At 63.9% G+C, this 24,122-nt stretch carries 19 protein-coding genes; 9 read left to right on the top strand and 10 right to left on the bottom strand.

The window, feature by feature from the left end:
* Window positions 1-84: 84 nt before the first annotated feature.
* From GEV01_RS20355 to GEV01_RS20325, 7 genes are all read left to right on the top strand, one after another.
* Window positions 85-1,365 (top strand): Xaa-Pro dipeptidase, encoded by a 1,281-nt coding sequence (locus GEV01_RS20355; protein ID WP_152807368.1) that lies wholly within the window; start codon window positions 85-87, stop codon window positions 1,363-1,365.
* A gap of 118 nt (window positions 1,366-1,483) precedes the next feature.
* The gene (locus GEV01_RS20350) at window positions 1,484-2,806 is read left to right on the top strand and encodes a hypothetical protein (RefSeq protein WP_152807367.1); all 1,323 of its coding nucleotides are present in this window, start codon (window positions 1,484-1,486) and stop codon (window positions 2,804-2,806) included.
* Window positions 2,807-3,001: 195 nt separating this feature from the next.
* On the top strand, window positions 3,002-4,663 hold the full coding sequence (locus tag GEV01_RS20345) for a methyl-accepting chemotaxis protein (RefSeq protein ID WP_152807366.1): 1,662 nt from the start codon (window positions 3,002-3,004) through the stop codon (window positions 4,661-4,663).
* Between the two features lie 68 nt (window positions 4,664-4,731).
* Window positions 4,732-6,561 (top strand): DUF885 domain-containing protein, encoded by a 1,830-nt coding sequence (locus GEV01_RS20340; RefSeq protein WP_328595569.1) that lies wholly within the window; start codon window positions 4,732-4,734, stop codon window positions 6,559-6,561.
* Entirely contained in the window at window positions 6,558-6,989 is a 432-nt protein-coding gene (locus GEV01_RS20335; RefSeq protein ID WP_152807364.1) for a hypothetical protein, read from the top strand. The genes GEV01_RS20340 and GEV01_RS20335 overlap by 4 nt, the downstream gene beginning before the upstream one ends.
* A 15-nt stretch (window positions 6,990-7,004) precedes the next feature.
* Window positions 7,005-7,505 (top strand): hypothetical protein, encoded by a 501-nt coding sequence (locus GEV01_RS20330; protein ID WP_217428454.1) that lies wholly within the window; start codon window positions 7,005-7,007, stop codon window positions 7,503-7,505.
* Between the two features lie 17 nt (window positions 7,506-7,522).
* On the top strand, window positions 7,523-8,035 hold the full coding sequence (locus tag GEV01_RS20325) for an AAA family ATPase (protein ID WP_152807362.1): 513 nt from the start codon (window positions 7,523-7,525) through the stop codon (window positions 8,033-8,035).
* A gap of 29 nt (window positions 8,036-8,064) precedes the next feature.
* Here GEV01_RS20325 and GEV01_RS20320 read toward each other — a convergent pair whose 3' ends face one another.
* The 5 genes from GEV01_RS20320 to GEV01_RS20300 all read right to left on the bottom strand — a co-directional run bounded on the left by GEV01_RS20320 (window position 8,065) and on the right by GEV01_RS20300 (window position 13,680).
* Complete coding sequence (locus GEV01_RS20320; protein ID WP_152807361.1) at window positions 8,065-9,297, bottom strand: malic enzyme-like NAD(P)-binding protein; 1,233 nt, start codon at window positions 9,295-9,297, stop codon at window positions 8,065-8,067.
* 91 nt (window positions 9,298-9,388) lie between these two features.
* Window positions 9,389-10,681 carry a Glu/Leu/Phe/Val family dehydrogenase gene (locus tag GEV01_RS20315; RefSeq protein ID WP_008447193.1) on the bottom strand — a complete coding sequence of 431 codons (1,293 nt, stop codon included), beginning with the start codon at window positions 10,679-10,681 and terminating at the stop codon, window positions 9,389-9,391.
* A 177-nt stretch (window positions 10,682-10,858) separates the two neighbouring features.
* Window positions 10,859-11,821 carry a LysR substrate-binding domain-containing protein gene (locus tag GEV01_RS20310; RefSeq protein WP_152807360.1) on the bottom strand — a complete coding sequence of 321 codons (963 nt, stop codon included), beginning with the start codon at window positions 11,819-11,821 and terminating at the stop codon, window positions 10,859-10,861.
* Window positions 11,822-11,833: 12 nt separating this feature from the next.
* Window positions 11,834-13,186: an MFS transporter gene (locus GEV01_RS20305; RefSeq protein WP_152807359.1), complete on the bottom strand. Its 1,353-nt coding sequence runs from the start codon at window positions 13,184-13,186 to the stop codon at window positions 11,834-11,836.
* Window positions 13,187-13,209: 23 nt separating this feature from the next.
* The gene (locus GEV01_RS20300; RefSeq protein ID WP_152807358.1) at window positions 13,210-13,680 is read right to left on the bottom strand and encodes a MarR family winged helix-turn-helix transcriptional regulator; all 471 of its coding nucleotides are present in this window, start codon (window positions 13,678-13,680) and stop codon (window positions 13,210-13,212) included.
* A 200-nt stretch (window positions 13,681-13,880) separates the two neighbouring features.
* Here GEV01_RS20300 and GEV01_RS20295 point away from each other — a divergent pair, with 200 nt between their 5' ends.
* Both GEV01_RS20295 and GEV01_RS20290 read left to right on the top strand, forming a co-directional pair.
* A complete protein-coding gene (locus GEV01_RS20295; protein WP_152807357.1) occupies window positions 13,881-15,086 on the top strand; it encodes a cation:proton antiporter in 1,206 nt (401 codons plus the stop codon).
* 12 nt (window positions 15,087-15,098) lie between these two features.
* Entirely contained in the window at window positions 15,099-15,347 is a 249-nt protein-coding gene (locus tag GEV01_RS20290; RefSeq protein ID WP_008447201.1) for a DUF3297 family protein, read from the top strand.
* A 79-nt stretch (window positions 15,348-15,426) separates the two neighbouring features.
* Here the strand turns inward: GEV01_RS20290 and GEV01_RS20285 are convergent, their stop codons facing one another.
* The 5 genes from GEV01_RS20285 to GEV01_RS20265 all read right to left on the bottom strand — a co-directional run bounded on the left by GEV01_RS20285 (window position 15,427) and on the right by GEV01_RS20265 (window position 24,012).
* Window positions 15,427-18,432: a TonB-dependent receptor gene (locus GEV01_RS20285; protein WP_152807356.1), complete on the bottom strand. Its 3,006-nt coding sequence runs from the start codon at window positions 18,430-18,432 to the stop codon at window positions 15,427-15,429.
* Window positions 18,433-18,560: 128 nt separating this feature from the next.
* The gene (locus GEV01_RS20280; protein ID WP_152807355.1) at window positions 18,561-20,624 is read right to left on the bottom strand and encodes a glucosidase family protein; all 2,064 of its coding nucleotides are present in this window, start codon (window positions 20,622-20,624) and stop codon (window positions 18,561-18,563) included.
* Between the two features lie 13 nt (window positions 20,625-20,637).
* Window positions 20,638-22,611, bottom strand: a complete 1,974-nt coding sequence (locus GEV01_RS20275) for a glycoside hydrolase family 97 protein (RefSeq protein WP_152807354.1) — start codon at window positions 22,609-22,611, stop codon at window positions 20,638-20,640.
* Between the two features lie 76 nt (window positions 22,612-22,687).
* A complete protein-coding gene (locus tag GEV01_RS20270) occupies window positions 22,688-23,641 on the bottom strand; it encodes a LysR family transcriptional regulator (RefSeq protein ID WP_152807595.1) in 954 nt (317 codons plus the stop codon).
* A gap of 179 nt (window positions 23,642-23,820) precedes the next feature.
* Complete coding sequence (locus tag GEV01_RS20265; RefSeq protein ID WP_008447211.1) at window positions 23,821-24,012, bottom strand: hypothetical protein; 192 nt, start codon at window positions 24,010-24,012, stop codon at window positions 23,821-23,823.
* Window positions 24,013-24,122 lie beyond the last annotated feature (110 nt).

Genomic DNA, 24,122 nt, shown 5'->3' with positions numbered 1-24,122 from the left:
TTGGCCGGGCTAATTTAAACAATCAGAACGTTTTTTTGCGGGAGCTCTGCTATTCTTTTCTTTTCCAAGAAAAGGGCGCACCCGATGAAACTCAAGCATCTCCTGATCTCCGCTGCTGTCATGGGCGCGGCCGCGCCGTCGTTTGCCGATGCCGGCAAAGTGGTGGCGATACGCGCCGGCAAGCTGGTCGACGTGGTCGCCGGCACCGTACTGAAGGACCAGACCATCGTCATCACCGGCGAGCGCATTACCTCGGTCGGCCCGAGCGCTTCGGCCAAGGTGCCGGCCGGCGCGCAGCTGATCGACCTGTCGTCGCAGACGGTGCTGCCAGGCTTGATCGACATGCACACCCATTTGACCGGCGACCCTTACCTGGGCGGCTACAACGCGCTGGGCGTGTCCGACACGCGCGCCGCGTTGTATGGCGTGCGCGCCGCGCGCAGGACGCTGGAAGCGGGATTCACCACGGTGCGCAATGTTGGCGCCGGTGGCTTCGGCGATGTCGCGCTGCGCGACGCCATCAACGACGGCGATTTCATCGGCCCGCGCATGCGTACCGCCGGTTACGCCATCGGCATCCAGGGCGGCCACTGCGACGAGAACCTGCTGCCGGCCGATATGAAGTTCACCAGCCGCGGCGTGGCCGACGGCCCATGGGAAGCCCGCGCCAAGGTGCGCGAGATGGCCAAGTACGGCGCCGACGTGATCAAGATCTGCGCATCGGGCGGCGTGCTGTCCAAGGGCGACGAGCCGGGCGCGCAGCAGTACACGCTGGAAGAGATGCAGGCCATCGTCGGCGAGGCGCACAAGTTGGGCCGCAAGGTGGCGGCACACGCGCACGGCACCAGCAGCATCCGGGATGCGATCCTGGCAGGCGTCGATTCGGTCGAACACGCAAGCCTGATCGACGACGAGGGCATCAAGCTGGCGCGCGAGAAGGGCACCTACCTGGTGATGGACATCTACAACGACGATTTCATTTTGCAGGAAGGCGAGAAGGCCGGCATGCTGCCGGAATCCATCGCCAAGGAAAAGGTGATCGGCCAGCTCCAGCGCGATAACTTCCGCAAGGCCTTCACCGGCGGCGCCAAGATGGCCTTCGGTTCCGACTCCGGCGTCTACCCGCACGGCGACAATGCCAAGCAGTTCGCCTACATGATCAAGTACGGCATGACGTCGATGCAGGCGATCCAGGCGGCCACCATCAACGCGGCCGATCTGTTGGGGTGGAAGGACCGCGTCGGTTCCCTCACCGTCGGCAAGTACGCCGACATCATCGCGGTCAAGGGCGATCCGGCGGAAAACGCCGCCGAGCTGACCAAAGTGACCTTCGTCATGAAGGGCGGCGAAGTCATTCGTAAATAAAGGCTTGCCGGGTCATCCCGCTGGCTCGCGGGGCCATGCTGTTGTGGTGCGGATGGTATAGGGAGAAGATTGTTTTTCTATATACTTTTCGCTTTCAGACAGTGCACTGCGAGCCAGTATGAGTTTTCACGCCTTCCCCCGTCATCTGGCCCTGCTGGCGATGGCCGTCGCACTTGCTGCCTGTGGCGGCGGTTCCGCTTCCTCCTCCAGCGGCACGCCGCCCGACACCACCGCAGGCACCTTCATTGGCACTGCGCCCGATACCACCTCCAGCATCGCGCTCGACGGGCCGCCCCGGGTCGTGCCGCTGCCGAGTGGCGCGGCGTTGAAGGGCATGAGCGATGCGCTGATCGTCGGCGACCATATCGTGATGCGCTCGTTGTCCGATTCCTCCATCACCGTCAACGGCAAGCAGGTGTATGCGCGCACGCGTTTGAGCGTGATGGACAAGGCCGGCGTGCTGGTCTCCACTACCGACTACGGCTTTACGCTGGCCGCCGGCTACACCGGCGATTGGGTGATGCTGCCGTCGCCCGACGGTTTCATGATGGTGCAGTCCGGCCCTGGCACCAAGCTGCTGCGCTTCGACGCGCAGGCCCAGCGCATCGGCGACGCCGTCGACCTGTATCCGCCGGTCGCCGCGACGTCGACCACCGAACTGGCGCCGGCCGAAGGCAGCGCTGCGGTGGACGGCAACGGCTTCTGGCATGCGGCCACCTTCTCGCTGCTGCCTGTCACCGACAAGACGCAATACCAGCTCAAACTGTGCAAGTTCGATTTCAACGGCCGGCAGCTGACGCCTCCGTTCGAGATATCGGCATCGGCCCTGCATCCGCATGTGGCGGCGACGGGTGGCGCGGTGCTGACCACCTGGCTCGAAGGCGGTGGCGCCATGGTCGGCATGTGGCCGAAGGGCCTGGGCGCACCGGTCCTGCGGTCGCTGGGCACCGGCGGCGCTCGGCCTTACGCGGTGGCGCTGGACGACAACGGCAAACTGGGCGTGATCTGGAACGGCAAAGCCACGCTGTCGAGCCCCGGCGGCGTGATGGGCGTGGCGCTCGACAAGAACGGCGTGGCGGTACTGCCGGTCGGCCGTACCGATCTGGGACAGGAAACCCTGTCCAGCAAATGGGCCGGCACCAGCCGCGCGCCGGAGATCGACGCGCGCCTCTACAAGGGCAGCCTGCTGCTGGCCGATGTGGTGGTCGGGTCTTACAATCCCGGCGATCCGGTCGGCGATGTGCTGGTGGTGGCCGATTATGGCGTCGGCACGGCGGCGCAGTCGGCGCAGAAGTCAGCCATCCTGCGTATCAAGCTGTTTGGTCCGGGCTCCGAAATCGGCAACACGCCGGTGCTGCGGCAAATGGTGTTCGGCGATCACACCGTGCTGTTGATCGGCGACGAGAACCACCTGAACATCCAGCAGTTGACTCGCAAGTGAACGATTTGGCCGAAGCAGGGATGATGTAGTTTATTTTCATCATTAGTTAATGCATAATCCGCATAACGAAAACTGCTGATCAACGCGCGCCCCAAACAGCGCCGCGCGTTCTCTTGTTTTTCCCATACCCCTCATTGAGCCAGCGACGCCGCAAGCGTCGCCGTTGGCGTTCGCCCTTTTCGACAGGAAGATTGAATGGAATCGTTCAAGAAGTTAAAAATAGGTACCCAGCTTGCGCTGAGTTTTGGCACGCTGACGGCGTTGATGCTGATCCTGGCGACGTTCGCGGTGGTGCGCATGTCGTCGATCACCGGCGCCTTCCAGTTGCAGCAGCAGGTGGCGGCGCAGAAGCTGGAGCCGCTGTACGTGGCCCGCGAAGCGCTGGCGCAGACCGGCCTGGCCGCGCGTAACGCTTACATTTTCACCGACAACGCGCAGGCGGCCAAGGAGCTGGCGCTGCTCGACGAACAGAAGGCCGTCTACCTGGCCGCGCTGGAGAAGATGACGCCGGCCTATGCGGGCGACGCCAATTTCGACAAGGTGCGCAGCGGCTTGCTGAAGATGGCCGATGCGCTGAAGCGTCCGCGCCAGCTGCGCGAGGCCGGCGACAACGAAGCCTTCGGCCGCTTCCTGACCGAGGAATGCAGCCCGCTGCGCCGCCAGATCGTGACCGACATCGCAACGGTGATGGCTGCTGCGCAGGCGGAAACGGCTGCCGCCAGCGCGGGCGTCAACGCCCACGCCAGCGATGCGCGGCTGTGGATCGTGCTGCAGGCGGTGCTGTCGTTCGTGGTCAGCGTGCTGATTGCGTGGGCGAATACGCGCCTGCTGCTCAAGCAGCTGGGTGGCGAACCGGCCTACGCCACCGAGATCGCCAACAAGATCGCCGAGGGCGACCTGGCCATCGATGTGGAAGTGAAGTCGGATGACAAAACCAGTCTGCTGCATGCGATCAAGGCGATGCGCGACAGCCTGTCGTCCATCGTCGGCCAGGTGCGCCAGGGGACGGACATGATCGCGACGGCGTCGTCGGAGATCGCTTCCGGCAACCGCGACCTGTCGCTGCGCACCGAGCATCAGGCGGAGTCGCTGGAGAAGGTGGCGACGGCGATGGAAGAGCTGACGTCGACCGTGAAGCAGAACGCCGGCAATGCGCAGCAGGCCAATGTGCTTGCGGTGTCGGCTTCCGAGGTGTCGGAGCAGGGTGGCCAGGTGATGGAGCAGGTGACGGTGACGATGGCGTCGATCAACGAGTCGTCGAAGAAGATCGTGGACATCATCTCGGTCATCGACGGCATCGCGTTCCAGACCAATATCCTGGCGCTGAATGCTGCGGTGGAGGCGGCGCGCGCCGGTGAGCAGGGCCGTGGCTTCGCGGTGGTGGCGACCGAGGTGCGCAACCTGGCGCAGCGCTCGGCCGCTGCGGCCAAGGAGATCAAGTCGCTGATCGACGATTCGGTGGAGAAGGTCGGCACCGGCTCGGAGCTGGTGCACAAGGCGGGTGAGACCATGCATGAAGTGGTGGCCAGCGTGAAGCGCGTGACCGAGATTATGGGCGAAATCAGCGGCGCCAGCATGGAGCAGACGGCGGGCATCGAGCAGGTCAACGACGCCATCGGCGAGATGGACAGCATGACGCAGCAGAACACCGCGCTGGTCGAGCAAGCCACGGCGGCGGCGCAGGAGCTGCAGGACCAGGCCTCCAGCCTGGCGCATGTGGTGGATGTATTCAAGCTGGAGGCGGGCAAGGGCCCGCGCTCGGCCAGCGTAGTGGGTATGCGCGGCCACGCGCGCCGCCAGCCGGCTGCGGCTTCGGCTCGCCGCAACGACGAGGTGCGCCGCATCGCCAACGGCTAGATATCGCTTGCATACGTGGAGCCGCTCATTACATAATTGATAAATAATTATGATTAATGGGGGGCTTGGTGAAACGTGTATTCAAATGGTCGGCAGCCGTGCTGTCGACCGTGTTGTTGATTCTGGCGGCGCTGGTCGCCCATACTATTTATTTCAAGCCGCTCAAGCTGGACTGGTTTTATACGCGGCTGTTTGCGGTGTCCGCGCTGGAAAGTCCGGAGCAGTTGTCTGCCATGCGCATCCTGCCCGGCTGGATGGACTTCTCCAGCGCGAAGCTGGACGACGCCACGCCCGCGCACGAGCAGAAGATGCTCGCCCTGGCCAAGGACGCCCTGGCCACACTCAAACGCTACGACCGCAATGAGCTGGACCGCGAAGGCCAGCTGTCCTACGATACGCTGAACTACTTCCTGCAAAACCAGGTCGACAGCGAGCCCTTTAAGCTGCACGATTTTCCGGTCAACCAGCTGCACGGCGTGCAGAGCGCGTTGCCGGATTTCCTGGTGCAGACGCACGAAGTGGAAAGCAAGGCCGATGCGGAGAACTACATCACGCGCCTGAAGCTGGTCCCGCAGAAGTTCTCCCAACTGACCGAAGGCCTGAAGCTGCGCGAGGCGCATGGCATCATCCCGCCGCGCTTCACGGTGGAGAAGGTGCTGGCGCAGATGCAGGGCATGATCGCGCAGGCGCCGCAGCAGCACGTGCTGTATGTCAGCTTCAAGCAGAAGCTGGACAAGATCCCGGCCGGCGAGATGGACGCCGATACCCGCAAGCGTTTGCTGTCCCAGGTTGAGGCGGCGGTGCAGGAGCAGGTATATCCGGCTTATCGTGGCCTGATCGCCTACTTCACCGCTTTGCAGCCGAAGGCGCAGCGCAACGACGGCGCCTGGAGCCTGCCGAATGGCGACGCCTACTACGCGTGGTGCGTGCGCCAGCACACCACATCCGCCATGACGCCGCAGCAGGTGCATGACCTGGGCCTGGCCGAAGTGGAGCGGGTGAGCGGGGAGATGGACGCCATCCTCAAGCAGCAAGGCTTGTCCGAAGGCTCGGTCGGCGCGCGCGTGCAGCAGCTGGCCAGCCGCCCGGAGCAGCAGTATCCGAATACGCCGGCTGGCAAGAAGGACATGCTGGGCCGCTACCAGGTGATACTCGACGAGATCAACAGCGGCATCGGGCGCGCTTTCGATATCCGTCCTAGCCTGGGCGTGAAGGTCGAGCAGATTCCGCCGGCTTCCGAGGCGACCGCGCCGGGAGCCTATTACAGCGAAGGCTCCTTCGATGGCAGCCGGCCCGGCATCTTCTACGCCAATATGCGCAATCCCGGCGAGACGCCGAAGTTCGTCATGCGCACGCTGGCTTATCATGAAGGCATACCTGGCCATCACTTCCAGGTGGCGATTGCGCAGGAGCTGAGCGACGTGCCGTTCTTCCGCCGTGTGATAGGCTTTACCGCCTATGCGGAGGGCTGGGCGCTGTATGCGGAACGGCTGGCGTATGAGCAGGGCTACGAGAAGGATGCGCTGGATAACCTGGGCCGCCTGCGCGAAGAGATGCTGCGCTCGACGCGGCTGGTGGTCGATACCGGCATCCATTACAAGCATTGGACGCGTGAGCAGGCCATCAGCTATATGATGGAGAACACCGGCATGCAGGAGGGCGATGTGACGGCGGAGGTGGAACGCTACATCGTCGATCCGGGGCAGGCGCTGGCCTACAAGACCGGGATGGTGAGGATACTGGCGATGCGCGAACACGCGAAGCAGGAGTTGGGCGCCAGATTCGATCTGAAGCAGTTCCATAACGAAGTGCTGTCCCACGGTTCGCTGCCGCTCGCCGTTCTGGAGCGGGTGATCGACGACTGGATCGCGCAGCGCAAAAAAATACAGACCCAATGAAACGTTACGCAAATCTTATAAAAACGTGCGTGGTGGCTGGCTTCTGCTGCGCAGTGTCGGCGGTGTGGGCGGTCGATATTCCAATGGACAGCAAGCTGGCGGCCGGACGGCTGGAAGCCAAGACCTGCTATGCGACGCTCAAAAACAAGGGCAAGCTGGTAGGGTATGAATTGAACGGCGATCTGCTCATGTCATCCGCCGGGCGCCTGGTGGCTGTGCCTTCCTCCAGCAGCCATGATGTGGGCGACGGCAAGCCGCGCCGCTATCAAGGCGGGGGCCTGGATGTCGAGATCAAGCCGCTCAGCGACGAGAAAACCGAAACCATCAAAAACATCACCTACACCATCAAGGAGCACGCTGTCGCTATCCTGATTGAAAAGGGCAAGCGCAGGCGCTTCAGGCTTGATGTGCTGTTTAACTGTTCTTAACCACCCACTTGCGCTATGAATTTTACCTACCGAAGCATTGTATTGGCCCTGGCGGCCGTCACCAATTTCGCGATGGCCGACGAGGGCGTCGTTTTTCGCGAACCGTACACCTTGCGGCTGCATCAGGATAAAACACACTACGTGGAGTACCCGGTTGGCAAGGTGCCGTTCGTGCTCAATGGCTCGGTGTTTCTGTTCAAGGACGATTACTTCGGCATCGGCCTCGATGTTCAGAATGGTGCGGTGGCGGCGGTCAAATACCTGCCGAACCCGGAGTCCGCCGACGTTTCCTTGCGCTTCACGCAGTCGGTCAAGGAAGATGGCAGTTCCACGATGCTGCTGGAAATCGTCAATCGCACCAAGTACACGCTGATGATGAATGGCGTGATGGTGACGCCGGCCGGCAAGGGCCCTGTCGGCACCAGCATCATTCCGGTCCAGGCAGGACTGGTCAACTTCGAGTCGTGGCCGCATCCGATCGCGCAGCTGGTCCTGACCAAGCTGGCGGTTAAATAACGGCGCTGGAGAGTTACATGAAAACAGACGATGTAACTAATGTCCCGACCTTGCATCTCGTATGCGGCAAAATCGCGGCTGGAAAATCCACGTTGGTGAGCGAGTTGGCGAAAACGCCGAACACGGTGGTGATCAGCGAGGACAAGATGCTGGCTATCCTCTATCCCGGCGAAATCCTGTCATTGGCTGATTACGTCCGCTGCACGACGAAATTGCGGAGCGCTCTGCAAGGCTTGATCAAAGACGTGCTGGCCGCCGGCAGTTCGGTCGTATTGGACTTCCCGGCGAATACGATCGCGACGCGCAGCTGGATGAAGACGCTGTTCGCCGACACCTCGGCCGCGCACTGCCTGCATTATCTGGATGTCAGCGACGAAGAGTGCAAGCGGCGTTTGAGGCGCCGTAACGAAGAAGGCCTGCATCAGTTCAGCACGAGCGAGGCTGAATTTGACTTGATCACGCAATTCTTCGTGCCCCCGACGGACGAGGAGGGCTTCAATGTAAAGAGTGCGCCGTCGCAGTCCTGGTAGATCAGGGTTAGCTCCGGCGCATCAAGCTCTTAGATCAGCGATTCCGCCAGATCACGCAGGTCGTCCGCGTATTCCAGTTCGTTCAGCTCCTTGCGGGCGACGCCGCTGCGCCAGGCGGCGGTGGCGATCTTCGGCGTCACTCCGCTCAGCAGGCGCGGGTCCAGCAGGCCTGGCACCACGTAGTCCTTGCCGAAGCGGGCGTCGCTGCGCGCCATGTCGGCCAGCGCCACTACGCAGGCGCGCTTCATTTCCTGGTTGATGGTCGAGGCGCCGCAATCGAGCGCAGCGCGGAACAGGTATGGGAAGCACAGCGCGTTGTTGATCTGGTTAGGATAGTCCGAACGGCCGGTGGCGATGATGGCGTCCGGCGCCACTTCGCGCACCAGTTCCGGACGCAGCTCCGGCTCCGGATTGGCCAGCGTGAACACGATAGGCTGCGGCTTCATGCGCTCGATATCCAGCGGCGACAGCACGCCAGGACCGGACACGCCGAGGAACACGTCGGCGCCTTCCATCACGTCGGACAGCTTGCTGGCATTGGTGTCCTGCGCCCATGCGGCTTTTTCGCCGTCCAGGTTGCGGGCGGTGGTCAGCACGCCTTTGCTGTCGCAGACGTAGATGTTCTTGCGTTCCGCGCCCAGGTCCACCAGCAGTTCCAGGCAGGCGATGGCCGCCGCGCCTGCGCCGGAGCAGACGATCTTCACGGTGGCGATATCGCGGCCGGTCATCTCGATCGCGTTCAGCATGCCGGCGCCGACCACGATGGCGGTGCCGTGCTGGTCGTCATGGAACACCGGGATCGACAGGCGCTCGCGCAGCTTGCGCTCGATGTAGAAGCATTCCGGCGCCTTGATGTCTTCCAGGTTGATGCCGCCGAAGGTCGGGTGCAGCGCGGCGATGATGTCGATCAGCTTATCGGGATCGGTTTCGTCGATCTCGATGTCGAAGGCGTCGATGCCGCCGAATTTTTTGAACAGCACCACTTTGCCTTCCATCACAGGCTTGCCGGCCAGCGCGCCGATATTGCCCAGGCCAAGCACCGCCGTACCGTTGGTGATGACGCCGACCAGGTTGCCCTTGGCGGTGTACTCGTAGGCCTTGGCCGGCTCGCGCTGGATTTCCACGCATGGCGCGGCCACGCCCGGCGAGTACGCCAGCGCCAGGTCTTCCTGGGTGCTGACGCTCTTGGTCACTTCGATGGCGATCTTGCCGGCGCTGCCGGCGCGGTGGTAGGCCAGCGCTTTCTGTTCGATGGTGCTCATGGGTGTCCTCGTTATTTTATTGGCTCTGAATGCGAAAAACGCCTGCACGGGCCGAAGCCGGTGCAGGCGCAAACTGCTGGGGATTAGTCGATCATGGATACAGGCCGCGTACTTCGCGGGCCTGCAGCACGCGGGTGCACGCCAGGATGAAGGTGGCGGTACGCAGCGTGACCTTCTTCTCCTGCGACACCGACCATACGGCGTTGAAGGCGTCCTGCATGATGCGGGTCAGGCGGGCGTTGATCTCGTCCTCGCTCCAGAAGAAGCTGGAGAAGTCCTGTACCCACTCGAAGTACGATACGGTCACGCCGCCGGCGTTGGCCAGCACGTCCGGCACGATCAGCACGTCCTTGTCGGTCAGGATGTCGTCCGCTTCCGGGGTGGTCGGGCCGTTGGCGCCTTCCAGGATGATCTTGGTGCGGATCTTCGGCGCGTTGGCTGCGGTGATCTGCTGTTCCAGTGCGGCCGGAATCAGGATGTCCGATTCGATGCCCCAGAACGCGTCGCGGTCCAGGAAGGCTTCGGCGCCGGCGAAACCGGTCACGCTGCCGCATTCGGCGACGTGCTTGTGCAGACGTTCCACGTCCAGGCCACCTTGATGCACGACGGTGCCGGTGTGATCCTGTACGGCGATAACTTTGGAGCCGGCTTCAGCGAACATGGTCGCAGCCACGCCGCCGACGTTGCCGAAGCCCTGGATCGCAACACGAGCGCCTTCGATAGCCACGCCGCGCTTGGCGGCGGCTTCGCGGCCCACGACGAACACGCCACGGCCGGTCGCTTCGCGGCGGCCCAGCGAGCCACCCAGCGAGATTGGTTTGCCGGTGACGACGCCGGTCGACAGATTACCTTCGATCATGGCGTAGGAGTCCATCATCCATGCCATCACCTGTTCGTTGGTGTTGACGTCCGGTGCCGGGATGTCCTTGTTTGGTCCGATGATCAGCGAGATTTCGCTGGTGTAGCGGCGGGTCAGGCGCTGCAGTTCGCCGCGGGACAGGGTCTTCGGATCGACACGGATGCCGCCTTTGGCGCCGCCGTATGGCACGTTGACTGCCGCGTTTTTAACGGTCATCCATGCCGACAGTGCCATCACTTCGGACAGGGTCACGTCCTGGTGGAAGCGCACGCCGCCTTTACCTGGGCCGCGCGACATATTGTGCTGGACGCGGTAGCCTTCGTAGTGGGCGATGGTGCCGTCATCGCGCTCGATCGGCACGTCGACGGTCAGGATGCGCTTCGGACGCTTCAGGGTTTCGACCCAGCGCGACAGGCTGCCCAGGTGCGGGGTAACGCGGTCGATCTGCTGCAGGTAGACGCCCCAAGGGCCCAGGTCTTCTGGATTGAGGTAGGAAGGAAGTGCGTGTGCTTGTACAGTGGTCATGCTCAAGTCTCCGATGGAATTCGTGGCTGAAATCCGCTCGTGGCGGTCTTCAAGTGGAGCGAATCATAGGCCTGGAGGCTTGAGGCGGGCCAATGCTGTATGCGCATTCGGCTATGCAAAAAATGCATAGTTAACGAAGTGGTACTGCAGCGGTACTCCGTAGTGCTACTGAACCGGCTAGCGTTCCGACACCGCGACGCGGCGTTTGCGGCCGCTGTTTTTCTGCTGCTGTTCGAGGAATTCCCACAGCCGTTCGACGATGGCCTTGCCGCGCCGGTGTGCCGACGGGCGCTCGCGGTAGAGGCGGATTTCCATCTCGATTTCCCATTCCGAGGCGCCGCCGTCGGCGCGCGCCAGCTGCTTCTGCTTGAGCTCCCGCGTCACCGCAGATTCGGGCAGGAAGGCCACGCCGCGGCCCTCCAGCGCCATCATCTTCAGGCCTTCGGCCATGTCGGTTTCGTAGTGCGGGTCCAGGTGCAGCGGGGTTTTGGAGTCGGTCAGGATCAGCTCCACCATGCGGCCCAGGTAGGCGTTATTCGTGTACGACAAAAACGGCAGCGGCTCCTTCTTGGTGCCGGGCAGTGTGAATTCCGGCGCCTTGTTCTTGTCGCAGCGGGCGTAGGCGCGCAGCGATTCGCGGCCCAGCACCAGCATGTCGTAGCGGCCCGGATCGAGCTGCACCGGCTGGCGCGGATGGTGGTAGCACAGCAGCAGGTCGCAACCGCCTTCGACCAGCTGCATCACGGCGTCGTGCACGTTGAGCGCCATCAGGCGGCTGCTGATGGGCGCGAAGTCGTGCTCCAATGCGGTCAGCCATTTCGGCACGAAGGTCAGCGACAGCGTGTGCGGCACGGCCAGGTCGATGCTGGTCTGCGCGGCGGCGCGCTTGGAGCGCAGCATGTCGCGCGCGCCGTTGATCTGCGCCAGCATCTCCAAGGCCTGCTCGTAGAACACGATGCCGGCCGGGGTCAGCGTGGTGGGGTAGGAGGTGCGGTCGACCAGGTCGGTGCCCAGCCAGTTTTCCAGCGACTGGATGCGGCGCGAAAAGGCGGGCTGCGTCACGTGCCGCAGCGCCGCCGAGCGGCTGAAGTTATTGGTCTCGACCAGCGAGATGAAGTCTTCCAGCCATTTGGTTTCCATGCACGTTTCCTTTTACTGCGGTTGCGGGGTGTTGGTAGTGTTCGTGATGCTGCGGATCGGCGTGAGCAGATACGCCAGCGCCGCGAACACCACCAGTATGATGCCACCGCCGAAGAACAATTGCGACAGCGAGATCACCGTCAGCACCCAGCCGGTGACGGCGGCCGACAACGGCGCCAGTCCCATGAAGATGAACATGAAGATGCTCATGGCGCGGCCCATCATGTGCGGCGGCACGCGGCGCTGTATCCAGGTGAAGACGTTGATCTGCATGTAGCCCGACAGCAGGCCTAGCGCCAGCATCAGCGCGGCCGCCTGCCATGCGGCGTGCACGGCGCCCAGCGGCATCACCAGCAGGCCGGCCACGCCGTCCACCAGCAGCAGCACGGTGCCGAAGCTGGCGAAGCGCAGGCGCGCTCCGGCCACGGCGGCGCCGGCCATCCCGAGCAGCATGCCGGCGCCGTTGGCGCCCATCAGCAGGCCCAGGGTGGAGGCGCCGTGCAGCTGTTCGCTGGCCAGCACCGGTATCGCCACCTGCATCGAGCCGCCGATGAACAGCGAGACGATGCCCCAGTAGATGAAGCACATGCGCATCGGCGCGTCGTTCCATACCATCATCAGGCCGGCGCCGACCGAGCGCAGCACCGATTGCGGTGCTTCCTGCTGCGTTGGCGCGGTCAGCTTGCCGACCTTGGACAAGGTCCAGGCCGAGGCCAGGAAGCTGAGGCAGTCGAAGCCGAAGGCGAAGGCCAGGCCGCGGGCGTCGGCGATCACGCCGCCGCTGTTGCCGGACAGCGCCAGCAGACCCGCCGCCATCAGCGGGCCGATCAGCATCGACAGCTGGCGCAGGCCCATCAGGAAACCGTTGGCCGCCTGCAGATGCTCGGCGGCGATCGCCTGCGGCATGATGCTGGTGCCGGACGGGATGCCGAAAGCCTGCGCCAGGCCGATGCCGAAAGCCAGCACGTAGATGATCATCAGCGTCAGGTGCGCGTTCAGGTCCAGCGTCAGCGACAGCGACGCGCTGAGCGACACGGTCATGGTCGGCTGGTTGTTCAGCACCAGCAAGGTCAGCAGGCCGAGCAGCAAGGCGTTGGCGTATTTGCTCAGCATCAGCACGCGCTTGGGCGAGTAGCGGTCCACCACGGCGCCGCCGATCAGGATGAAGACCGCGCGCGGGATGCTCATCAGCGCGATGACCAGGCCCAGCGCCAGCGTGTCGCCGGTCAGCTTGAGCACCAGCCAGGGCAGGGCCACCATCGTCAGCTGATCGCCCAGCATGGAGATCACGCCGCCGCGCAGCAGCCATTTGAAGTTGTGGTTGCGCATCAAGGCCGCGCGTTGCGTTTTTTTCGGATCGTCCATGGTGGCGCTCTCAGTCAGGCGTGTCAGGAGTTGGAGGCGTTCATGCCGGCGATGAGGGCGAGTGCGCCGCTCAGTTCGTCGAAATGCGCGGTGGGGCAATTGCGCAGCAATTCCTTGCTGATTTGCTCGGCCACGGTGACGGCGTTGGCCAGCAGCTCGCGGCCGGTGGCGGTGATGGCGGCGTAGGCGACGCGGGCGTCGCGCGGGTCTTGCTGGCGCTCGACCAGGCCGATTTTTTCCAGCGGCAGCAGGGTGCGGGTGACGCCGGAGGCGGTCAGGCCCTGGCGCTCGGCCAGGTCGACGCGGCGCAGGCGGCCGCCGGGGGCGCGGTTCAGGTAGTGCAGCAGCATGAAGTCGCCGAAGCTGATGCCGTGGTAGCCGCCCAGCACCTGGTCGAGCCGGCGCACCAGCGTGGCCTGCGCGCGCGCCAGCCGCAGGGCAAATTCCAGGCTCGGGCTGACGTCGGCCGGGGTGTCGTGATTGATCTCGTTCATGCGAACTCCTGTTGTTAAATTATTCTTGATGAATGCTTGAGTAAGCAAGTATATAGCAATTGCTTGAGTGCGCAAGTAATTTTTTGTGCTTTACGCCACAGAATTCAAACTACAGGAATTTTTGAGATAAAACGCGGCTAGAATGGCTGCGGCTCAAAATCTGTTTTACCAAAACTACACAAAAATAGCGGAGACTTTTTATGCATATGGGCACCACCGAGATCTTCCTGATCGCGATGATGATTATTTTTAGCGTGCCGTACCTGATCTGGCGCTTCGGCAACACCGACTACTTTGCGCCGCTGGTGGTGGTGCAGATCATCACCGGCATCCTGCTGGGGCCGGGCATCATGGGCCGCGCCTATCCGGAATATTACAGCTTTGTCTTCAACCCGCAGGTGGTGCAGTCGCTCAACGGCATCGCCTGGTGGGCGGTGATGATCTTCGTGATGATCGCCGGCATAGAGCTGGACCTGAAGAAGGCCTGGGAGCACCGCCGCGAAAGCACCATCACCGCCGGCCTGGCGCTGGGCACGCCGCTGGTGTTCGGCTGCATCGCCGCGCTGGGCCTGGTCGGTTACGCGGGCTGGATGGGGCCGAAGGCGCAAAGCTGGCAGTTCGTGCTGGGCATCGGCATGGCTTGCGCGGTGACGGCGCTGCCCATCCTGATCCTGCTGATGGAAAAACTGGAGATCCTGCGCCAGCCCATCGGCCAGCGCATCCTGCGCTACGCCAGCCTGGACGATATCGCCATCTGGGGCGTGCTGGCCGTGATCCTGCTGGACTGGGACCGCGTCGGCCGCCAACTGGGCTTCCTGGTGGTGTTTGCCGTGGCGACCAGGCTGTTCCGCATGGTGATGGTGCGGCTGGAGGAGCGCGATCGCTGGTACATCTCCTTCATCTGGCTGGCGGCGTGCGCGTTTGCCGCCGACTGGGCCGGCCTGCACTTCATGGTCGGCGCCTTCCTGGCGGGCGCGGTGATGGATGCCGAGTGGTTCAACCAGGAGAAAATGGACTTCATGCGCGCCAATGTGCTGATGGCCATCATGCCGGTGTTCTTCCTCAGCACCGGCTTGCGCACCAACTGGGCGATGGGCGGTTCGGCGGTGTTCATCGTGGCGGCGGTGCTGTTGATCGCCTCGGTCAGCGGCAAGCTGGCGGGCATTCACATCGCCGGCAAGATCCTCAAGTGGGGGCCGGGCGAGGCCTCCATCATCGGCTGGCTGTTGCAGACCAAGGCGCTGATCATGATCATTTTTGTCAATATTTTGCTCGATAAGCAGATCATCACCAGCGAGACTTTCACTGCGCTGCTGCTGATGGCGATAGGCAGCACGATGCTGACGGTGCCGATGGTGTACCCGAAATTGCAACGGGTGGCGCAGCTCATCTTCAAAACCAGCTGATATAATGCCGGGATGAACGATACTACTCAACTCCCTCCGCTGCCCGATCGCCTGTCGATCGACCCGCGCAGCAAATTCCACGTTGCCGCCGTGTTCGAACACGATGTGGGCATCCGTTTTAACGACAAAGAACGCCTGGACGTCGATGAGTACTGCATCAGCGAAGGCTGGATCAAAGTACCGGCCGGCAAAAGCCTGGACCGCTACGGCAATCCGATGCTGATCAAGCTGAAAGGCAAGGTCGAAGCGTTTTACCGTTAATACAACGTTGATACAAACACTGTAATGCAAAAAAACCACCAGCTCTGAACGCGTTCAGGCTGGTGGTTTTTTTTATCCATCAGAACTTGTGGTTGTACTCCGCCGAGAAGCGCACCTGGCGCTCAGGCGCGCGGCCCAGCACCTGGTTGTAGTACGGGTTGATGGTGTCGGCGCCCGAGTTGTAGACCGGCTGGGTGGCCAGCACGGTCTGGCGGTTCAGCAGGTTGAACACATCGGCCTTCAAGGTCAGGCCCTTGAACCAGGCCGGCATGTAGGTCGCGTTCAGGGCCAGCCGCATATCGGTCGGCAGCGTGCCGGCCGAGCCGCGCGGCGCCAGCTTCTCGTCGCAATAGAAGGTGGCTGCGCCATACCAGCCGGCCGGGTTGTTGTTGACGTTGAGCGCCTTGGGCAGGTTGCCGATGCAGGACTTCGGAGCACCGGTGGCGATGTTGATGTTGGTGCCCACGCGCCATTCCGGCGTCAGCTGGTAGTAGCCGTAAGCCTTGAGCACATGCGTGTGGTTGTTCGGCAGCAGGCCGTTGGCGCCGTCCATCAGCTCGGGATAATCGAAGGCGGTGGTGGCGGCGATGTCGGCCTGGCCGATGTCGGACGCCACCTGGCCTTCCATATTGCCGCGGCTGCGCGACAGCGTGTAGTTGATCTTGCCGTACCAGCCGTTGCGCAGCGGATGTTCGGCGAAGATGTCCAGCGCGGTGTAGATGCGCTGTACTTTCGGCAGGCCGATATCTTCGGCCGACAGCGGCACCGTCACCAGCTTGCCGTTGGCGCCCAGGTCCAGCTCCAGCGTGTTGCCCTGGCCCGGGTTGATCAGCAGGCAGGGCATGTTGTAGCGGCTGGCATCGACCTTGTTGCGCTTTGCCCAGGCATCCACCGGACGCTGGTCGCACCAGTCTTCGATGGTGTTGCGCAGCGTGCGGTAGGTGAACTTGGCGCCCACCGTGTAAGCCGGCGTCAGGGCCGCTTCGAAGCCCAGCGCCAGCTCATCCTGGTAGGTGGCGCCCAGGTTGCTGGCTGCCACCTGGTGCGGATCCTTGGCCTGGCCGTACTCATTGCCTGCGGAGAAAGGCGGGCTGATTTCGGTCAGGCCGGTCGGCGCACCGGTCTTTGCATCGACGCCGGTGTAGGTGAAGTAGTGGTCGATGTGCACCGGATTGCCGGCCAGGCGCAGCGCCACGCTGGTGGGAATTTGCAGGTGGTAGCGGCCGGCGTTGGCGAAGAGCTTCAGGCTGCTGTCGCCGCGCGCATCCCAGGCTGCGCCCACGCGTGGCGCCAGCATGTGGCGCTGCTCGGCATAGGCCACGCCGAAGCTGTTCTTGTTGGTGAACTGCTCGTTGCGCAGGCCCAGGTCCAGCAGGATGCGGTCCGTGACCTGCCAGCGGTCCTGCACGTACTGCGCGCTCTGGTCGGTCTTCGGCGAGGCCGCATCGCTCTGGTGGTACTCGTCCACGTAATAGCCCTGGGTGCCGTAGCCGCCGCCCGATGCCGGCGAGCGGCCGCCCGGCACCGTCGCATTCGGATTGGCCGAGCGCGAGTAGATCCAGCTGCCGCCGCCCGCCAGCGACGAGCCGTTGATCGAGGAGACGTTGTTGTGGTCGATACCGGCGCGCAGGCCGTGGTCGCCCAGCTTGTACTCGACGTCCAGGCGCAGCGTCGATTGCTTGTCCTCGGCGTTGGCGACCTGCATGGTGCCGCCTATGGTTTGCGGGTTGCTGTAGATGAGGCCCGGCACCTGCGCGCGCGCCGGTGCCGACACCTGGAAGATGCCCGGCACATAGCCTTCGGTGCTTTGCGGGTAGGTCGACTTGAAGCGGCCGGCCAGCGCCGTCACGGTCAGGCGGTCGGTCAGGAAGCCGGTGTACTTGAGGATGGAGTCGTTGGTGATGGCGCCATCGCCCGTCACGCCGTCGGCCCGCACGTTGGTGCGTTGCAGGTCGGTGTAGCTGAAGCCGTAGTTCTGCTGGGTCTTCTTGGTCTCGTCGTGGATCTGCGTGAATTCGAGACGGTGGTCGTCGTTGATGTTGTAATCGAGTTTGACCAGGTAGCGCGGCGTGCGGCTTTCGCGTTCGGTCCAGCCGTTGGTCTTGTTGGTGGAATCGGAGTCCTTGCTGATGTAGGCGGTGTTGAAGCGGTCCTGCTCCACGTTGGCGAACACGAACAGCTTGTCCTTGATCAGCGGCCCGCCGACATAGGCGCTGCCGAAGACGTCGTTGGCGCTGTTGGCGCCGCGATAGGTCAGCAGCTTGCCATCGGTGGCCGGGTTGGCGCCGGTTTGCGGATAGTAGGTGTCCTCCGGTTTGGCGCGCAGCTTGTTGGGCGTGTACTGCAGCACCGCGCCGGCTTCCCAGCGGTTGGTGCCGCTCTTGGTGGTGATGTTGACCACGCCGCCGGTGGAGCGGCCGAATTCGGCGCTGTAGCCGCCTTGCAGTATCTGCGCCTGGGCGATGGCGAAGAAGGGCAGGGTGGTCGAGCCGATCTGCTTGTACACATTGGTGACGGGGAAGCCGTTGATGTAGTACGAGTTCTCCGACACGCCCGCGCCGCCGAAGCTGTCGCCGCCGATGCGCGGGCTGCCGCGCGTGGTGGCGGGCGCCAGCTGGATGATGCCCGAGATGCTTTGCGCCACCGGCAGCGCCTCCAGTTCGCGCGCGGTGAAGACGGCGCCGTTGTTGGTGTTGCTGACGTCGATGGTGCGGCGGCGCGACGATACGGTGACGGCTTGCACGGCGTCGAACGAAGCTTCGACGCCCTGGCCGATCAAGGCCTCCACTTCGAGCGTGCGTTCGATTTCGCCATTCCGCATCAGCATGACCTTGTAGCTGCCCGGTTGCATGGAGGTGGCCTGATAGCGGCCGTTGGCATCCGGATGGACCGTGCGGCGCGCGCCGGTGGCGATGTTCTCCAATACCACGCTGGTGCCGTTGTGATTGGCGATCTGGCCGAAGATGATGCCGGTGGCGTTCGATTGGGCGTAGGCTGGTGCGGTAATGCCGCCGGACAGCAGGGCTCCGCCGAAAGCCAGCGCGAGGGCGTGGGCTACAAGCGTCATCCGGATGGGGTTCTTCATGATGTCTCCTGGTCGTTTTTATGATGGTCGGCCACCACTGGCAGCCGACCAAGACATACTAGGCAAGGAGACGATAGCGATCTAATGAATCTTTGGTCGCTACCATTGCTGAAAACGATATGCGGAGTTTATTCGGGCAGCGTGATCTGCAACGGCGCCTTGCCGTCCCAGGCTTTATCGAACAGGGTCTTGCCGTCCAGGCGTACCAGCACGCGTTGCGCTGGCTGGCCTGGCCGCAGGCGTGTTGTCACCAGATCGAGGCCTTCACCTGTACCACTCGCACCGAACGCGCGTATGCGCCGCAAGGCCATGCGCGGCCAACCCTTGGGCAGGCGCGGCGCGAAGCTGAAACTGCGCAGGCCTGTGGGTTCGATGCCGAACAGGCCTTCCGTCATCACCCGCGCATACAGGCCGCTTTCCGCCGACAGGTGGCGCTGCTGGCCTTCCGGCCAGGCTTCCACCGCATACGGTACGTGCTCGCCCAGCAAACGGCGGCCGGAGTAGTAGCGCAGATAGGGCATGGTGCGTTCCAGTTCGCCGGCCTTCAACAGGCCGCGCAATGCATACAGCGTGGCGCGGTCCCAGAAGGTTTTGTCGCCGGCTTCGGTCAGCACGCCGTTCTCCGACCACAGTTGCGGCGACAGCAGCGCATCGATGGTGCCGCGCTGGCGTTCGTTGATGCCCAGCGCCAGCGGCAGCGCGATCCACGCACGCAGCTTGTCGTTGCCGGCGTAGTAGCGATACGTGTCGTAGCCGCCGATGGATGTGCCGAAGTGGCGCTCGATGGCGCTGCGTTGTTCCTGCGCCTCCTGCCGCAGCGCTGCGGCGCGCTGCTTGTCGCCCAAGGCCTCGTTCAGGCGCGCGGCGCCGGTCAGGCCGCCGTAGGCCAGCACGTTGGTCGACAGGTTGGCTTTGCCGGATGGGAAACGGCCTTCCAGTTCGTCGCTGTCGGAGTGGACGATGCCTTCGGCGTCGCGCTGGCGGCGCGTGAACTCAAGGCACCAGTCGATCAAGGGCAGCAGCTGGCGCGCGGTGCCGGCGTCGCCCTGGGCCAGCGCGAACTGGCTGGCGCCGTAGGAGATCATGGCGCAGTCGCCGCGATCACCGGCGCCGTTCCAGTAGCTGCGTCCTTCTGCGACGATAGAGGAGGGCAGCGGCCGGTATTCCGGATTCATGTAGCGGGCGAACAGGCCGAAGCTGGTGAGCGCGCTCTGTACGGCGGCGCGGTCGCCCAGGTAAGGGAAGAAGGGATTGACGTATTCCGCCTGGTCGTTGGCCCAGACGGCGGCGTAGTAGCGCGTGCCGCCCGGCCCGTGCAGCAGGCCGCCACGCGTGGCGAACACGCTTTCGGCGGCGCGCACTTTGGAGAAGGCGAACATGGCGTCGAGCACCGGGTCCGGCGTTTCCAGTACCAGCTCATTGCGCCATTGCGCGACCTTGCGGGCGCGCGCTTGCAGTGCTTCCTCCGCATCCACGTACACCATCTCGTTTTGCAGGCGACCGCTGATGATGACGTCCACCTGCACGCGTGCGCCGGGCGCCAGCGTGCCTTCGCGTGCGGCGGACTGCACGGCGATCACGTAGGCGCCGTGCGTGCCGCGTTCGGCCGGCGTGGTCTCGTTGCTGTCCAACGCGGCGAAGCTGTAGCGGCGGGCGGTCTTGCCGTTGTTGACCAGCTCCAGCCGCTCCACCAGCGCCGGTTCGTCCGGTGATGGCGTCAGCGTGCGGTTCAGCAGCAGCCCTGGCGCCAGCTCGGATTGCAGGGCGAGCCGGCCGTCGAAGCGTACCTGCCGCAGGCGTTCGGCGGCGGCAGGTGCGCCGTCGATGGCGATGGCGGGCGTGGCCTCGGGACCGAACTTGCGCAGCAGGCTGGCGTGCGTGTCGTCGGGGATGGTGCGCAGCATCGGCCACACCACCGTGCGTGTCAGCAGCAGCGTGCCGTCGGCCTGGCTGCCGTAGTCGATCACTGCGGAGACCTGGCGGCCGCTCATCTCCAGCTGGTCGCGATGGGTGTCGCCGACTTGCCAGCGGATGGCGTCGCCGTCGATCTGCCAGCGCGGCGTGAAGGCGGGTGGCGCTGCGTGGATCGCGCTGGCTGCGTACGCGGTGGTTGTCGTGGCTACTGTGGTGGCGAAGGCGGCTGCCAATGCGGCGGCCAGTACGGCCGCGCGCGGGCGAATTGCTTGGTGCATGTTGTGGTGCTCCTTATTGCGACTGCTTGGTCGGGCGGATGATGGCGGTCCAGCCGCCGCCTGGCGCCAAGCGCATGGTGAGGCGGCTGTCGCGGGTGACGCTGGCGCTGCCCGGCTGCACGTCGGTGGCGAACACCGCCGCGTTCGGACCGTCTTCCATGCTGCTCATTTGGTAGCTGCCTTCGCCCAGGAAGGACAGGTCCAGCGCCAGTTCGCGGCCGTCGCTGCCGGTCATCGCGCCCACGTACCAGGTGTCGCCGCGGCGGCGTGCCATGGCCACGTAGCGGCCAAGGTCGGCGTGCAGCACGCGGCTTTCGTCCCACTCCACCGGCACCTGGCGGATGAAGGCCAGCGACGATGGGTTGGCGCGGTATTGCGACGGGCTGTCGGCCAGCATCTGCAACGGGCTTTCATAGATCACGTACATCGCCAGCTGGTGGGCGCGCGTGCCCTGGCTCATGGGGCGGTCGAAGCTGGCGACGAAGTCCTTGCGGTGGGCGTTGCTCATGGCGCCCGGCGTGTAGTCCACGGGGCCGGCGAACATGCGGATGAAGGGCAGCGTGACGTCGTGCTCCGGCGTCTGCTTGTCGCTCCACTTGTTGTTCTCCAGCCCTTTCACGCCTTCGAAGGTGAGCACGTTTGGCCAGGTGCGCTGCAAGCCGCTGGGCTTGAAGCTGCCGTGGAAGTCCACCAGCAGTTTGCGTGCGGCCGCTTCGCGTGCCACGCGTTCGTAGTAGTTGACCATCCACTGGTCGGCGCGCTGCATGAAGTCGACCTTGATGCCGGCCGCGCCCCAGCGCGCAAACTGGTCCAGCGCTGGCGTCATCTGGGTGTCCAGCGTTTTCCACGACACCCACAGGATGATGCCCACGCCGCGCTCTTTTGCGTGCGCCATCAGCGCCGGCATGTCGATCTCCGGCTTGACCGCCAGCAGGTTGCCCAGCTCGTACCAGCCTTCGTCCATGATGATGTATTCGAGACCGTTCTCCGCCGCGAAGTCGATGTAGTGGCGGTAGGTGCGCGTGTCCAGGCCGGATTTGAACGGCACGTTATACAGCTTGTTGCCGTTGTACCAGTCCCAGGCGACCTTGCCGGGCTTGATCCATTCGGTCTGCTTCAGTTCCTGCGGATCGGCCAGCAGATAGGGCATCTGGTTCAGCAGCAGGCCGCCGGCGTCGGCGGCGATGCCGAGGATGCGCCACGGGTAGGCCCGCGTGCCGGCGGTGCGCGCGATGTACGGCGCTTCCTGCGTCACCGGTACGTTGCGGTCGTCGCGTGCGGTGTCGGCCAGCGCCACTTTCGGGAAGACTGCGCGCAGGCCGTCCGCTTCGCCGTGCAGGTACATGCCGGGATAGTCGCGCAGGCCGGATTCCGTCAGCACCAGATGGGCGCCGCCGCCGCGCACCAGGGCCGGCACGCCGACCAGTTTGCCGGCGGCCTCGCTCACGGCCAGCTGCTGGTAGTAATGCTCGTTATGCGACTGCATGGACTTTTCCTGCGGCCAGTACAGCGTGTCCTGCGGCCGCATGTGGACGCCGGCCAGTTCGTCCTCCACCGTCACCTGGCCGGGCAGCTCGGTGCGGAAGCGGTAGGCGATGCCTTCGTCGTAGGCGCGCACCTCCAGCGTGTAGCCGCCGGCGAAGTCCAGGCGCAGGGCGTTGTAGTGGTCGCGCACCTGGCGCGATTTCTGCGCCACCAGCGGGCGCACCGTGGCGTCGATGCTCACGCGCTGCTGTTTGGTCAGGCGCGGATGGTCGCCCAGCGTGCCGATGCCGCTCAGCTTGAGGCCGATCGGCGTGGGCAGCACCAGCTGGGTGTCGCGGTGCTGGACCGCCAGCGTCAGCTGCTCGCCGGTGTCGATGGTGACGCGCAGCTGGCGGTCGGGCGAGCTCAGTTCCAGCGTGGGCGCGGCGTGGCCGGCCAGTGGAGCGATCAGGAAGAGTGCACCGGCCAGGCGGCGCGTCAGGGATAAGGGCAGTTGTTTCAAGGGAGGTCTCCATCCAGGTGTTTGGGCCATGCTAAGCGCGTCGGGCATAGCGGTCCATTCACCTTTTATGCGGCTGCTATACCGAACATGGTATAGCCAGCGCGGCCTGCCGCCGTATCGCCTGCAGCAGCAGCTCGGCGCCCGGCGACAGCAGGCTGTCGCGCCGGCGGATGATGCCGAACGGATCCATCTGGCACGCCAGTTCGATCGGCAGCACCGTCAGCAGGCCCAGCTCCTGGTAGTGCAGCGCGACGTCGGCCGACATCACGTTGAGGGCGTCGCTCATTTGCAGCATGCTGGTGATCAGTACGATTTCGCTGGTGTCGACCACGTCGCTCGGCGGCTCCAGGCCGGCGTTGTGGAACAGCTGGTCGAAGCGCTGGCGCAGGATGCTGCCGGGCGGCGGCATGATCCACGGCGCGCGCGCCACGTCCTGCAAGGCGAGCTGCGTGTGCGCGGCCAGCGGATGGCCGGCGCGCGCCACCACGACCACCGGCTCGGCGGCCAGTTCCTCGTACAGCAGGTCGGCGCTGTCGTGGAAGGTGGTCATGCGGGCCAGCAGGAAATCGAGGGTGCCGCGTTGCAGGCGTTCGAGCAGCACCATGCTCGATTCGATCTGCACGCCGATGCGCAATTGCGGCACCTGCTGTTTGATGCGGGTGATGGCGCAGGGCAGCAGCCGCATGGCCGGCGTCATGATGCTGCCGACATCGACCTGGCCGGCCAGGCCGGACTTGAGGGCGACGATGTCCTCGTGCGCTCGTGCCAGGCTGGTCAGGGCCATGCGGGCGTGGCGTATCATGCTTTCGCCGTAGATGGTGGGCTCCATGCCGCGCGGCAGGCGCTCGAACAGGGCGATGCCGAGCATGTCCTCCAGCTCCCTGAGCTGCTTGGACGCGGCCGGCTGGGTCATGCACAGGGCGTCGGCCGCGCAGCTGAGCGTGCGTTCGTCGTCGAGCGCGATCAGCAGCAGCAGTTGGCGGGTTTTCAGCCGCGCGCGCAGGAACCAGTTCGGATTCGGCGCGGTCATGCCCATAGATGATTCCATCATGGCGTCTCCCTTGTTGTTATAAAAAAATTATAACGGCCGGAGCAATAGCCAATCAATGATGCAATCTAGGCCTTTGATATCGAAATCGGCATAGTCCCGAAAGCGAAACGGCCCGGCCGACTAGTCGACCGGGCCGTTCATGACCGGGGTGGCGCCTGTTACTGCGGCTGTGGTTCGCCGCGCAATCTGTCCAGCATCTGCAGGGTTGCCGGTAGCAGATTCATGATGCCGTGATAGGCGCAGTATTCACAAAAAGCTTCTTCCGGACTCATGGCGGTGATGCTGGCGTCCGAGTGTCCGCGGCGGCGCAGTGCGCGTAAGCAGGCTGCGTCCATATTCCTGGCGTTCATGCGCTGTTTCCCTTTCGAATAAGTGGAGTGGATATGATGTTCTGAAGCAATTATATGCTCAAAATAGTTCTGTGTGGCAACTATATTGGATTTTCTTAATTACTGGAAGC

Source organism: Rugamonas rivuli (assembly GCF_009380165.1).
Lineage (GTDB): Bacteria > Pseudomonadota > Gammaproteobacteria > Burkholderiales > Burkholderiaceae_D > Rugamonas > Rugamonas rivuli.
The sequence above is the reverse complement of the archived record's forward strand: the minus strand, read 5'-3'. Positions and strand labels throughout refer to the sequence as shown.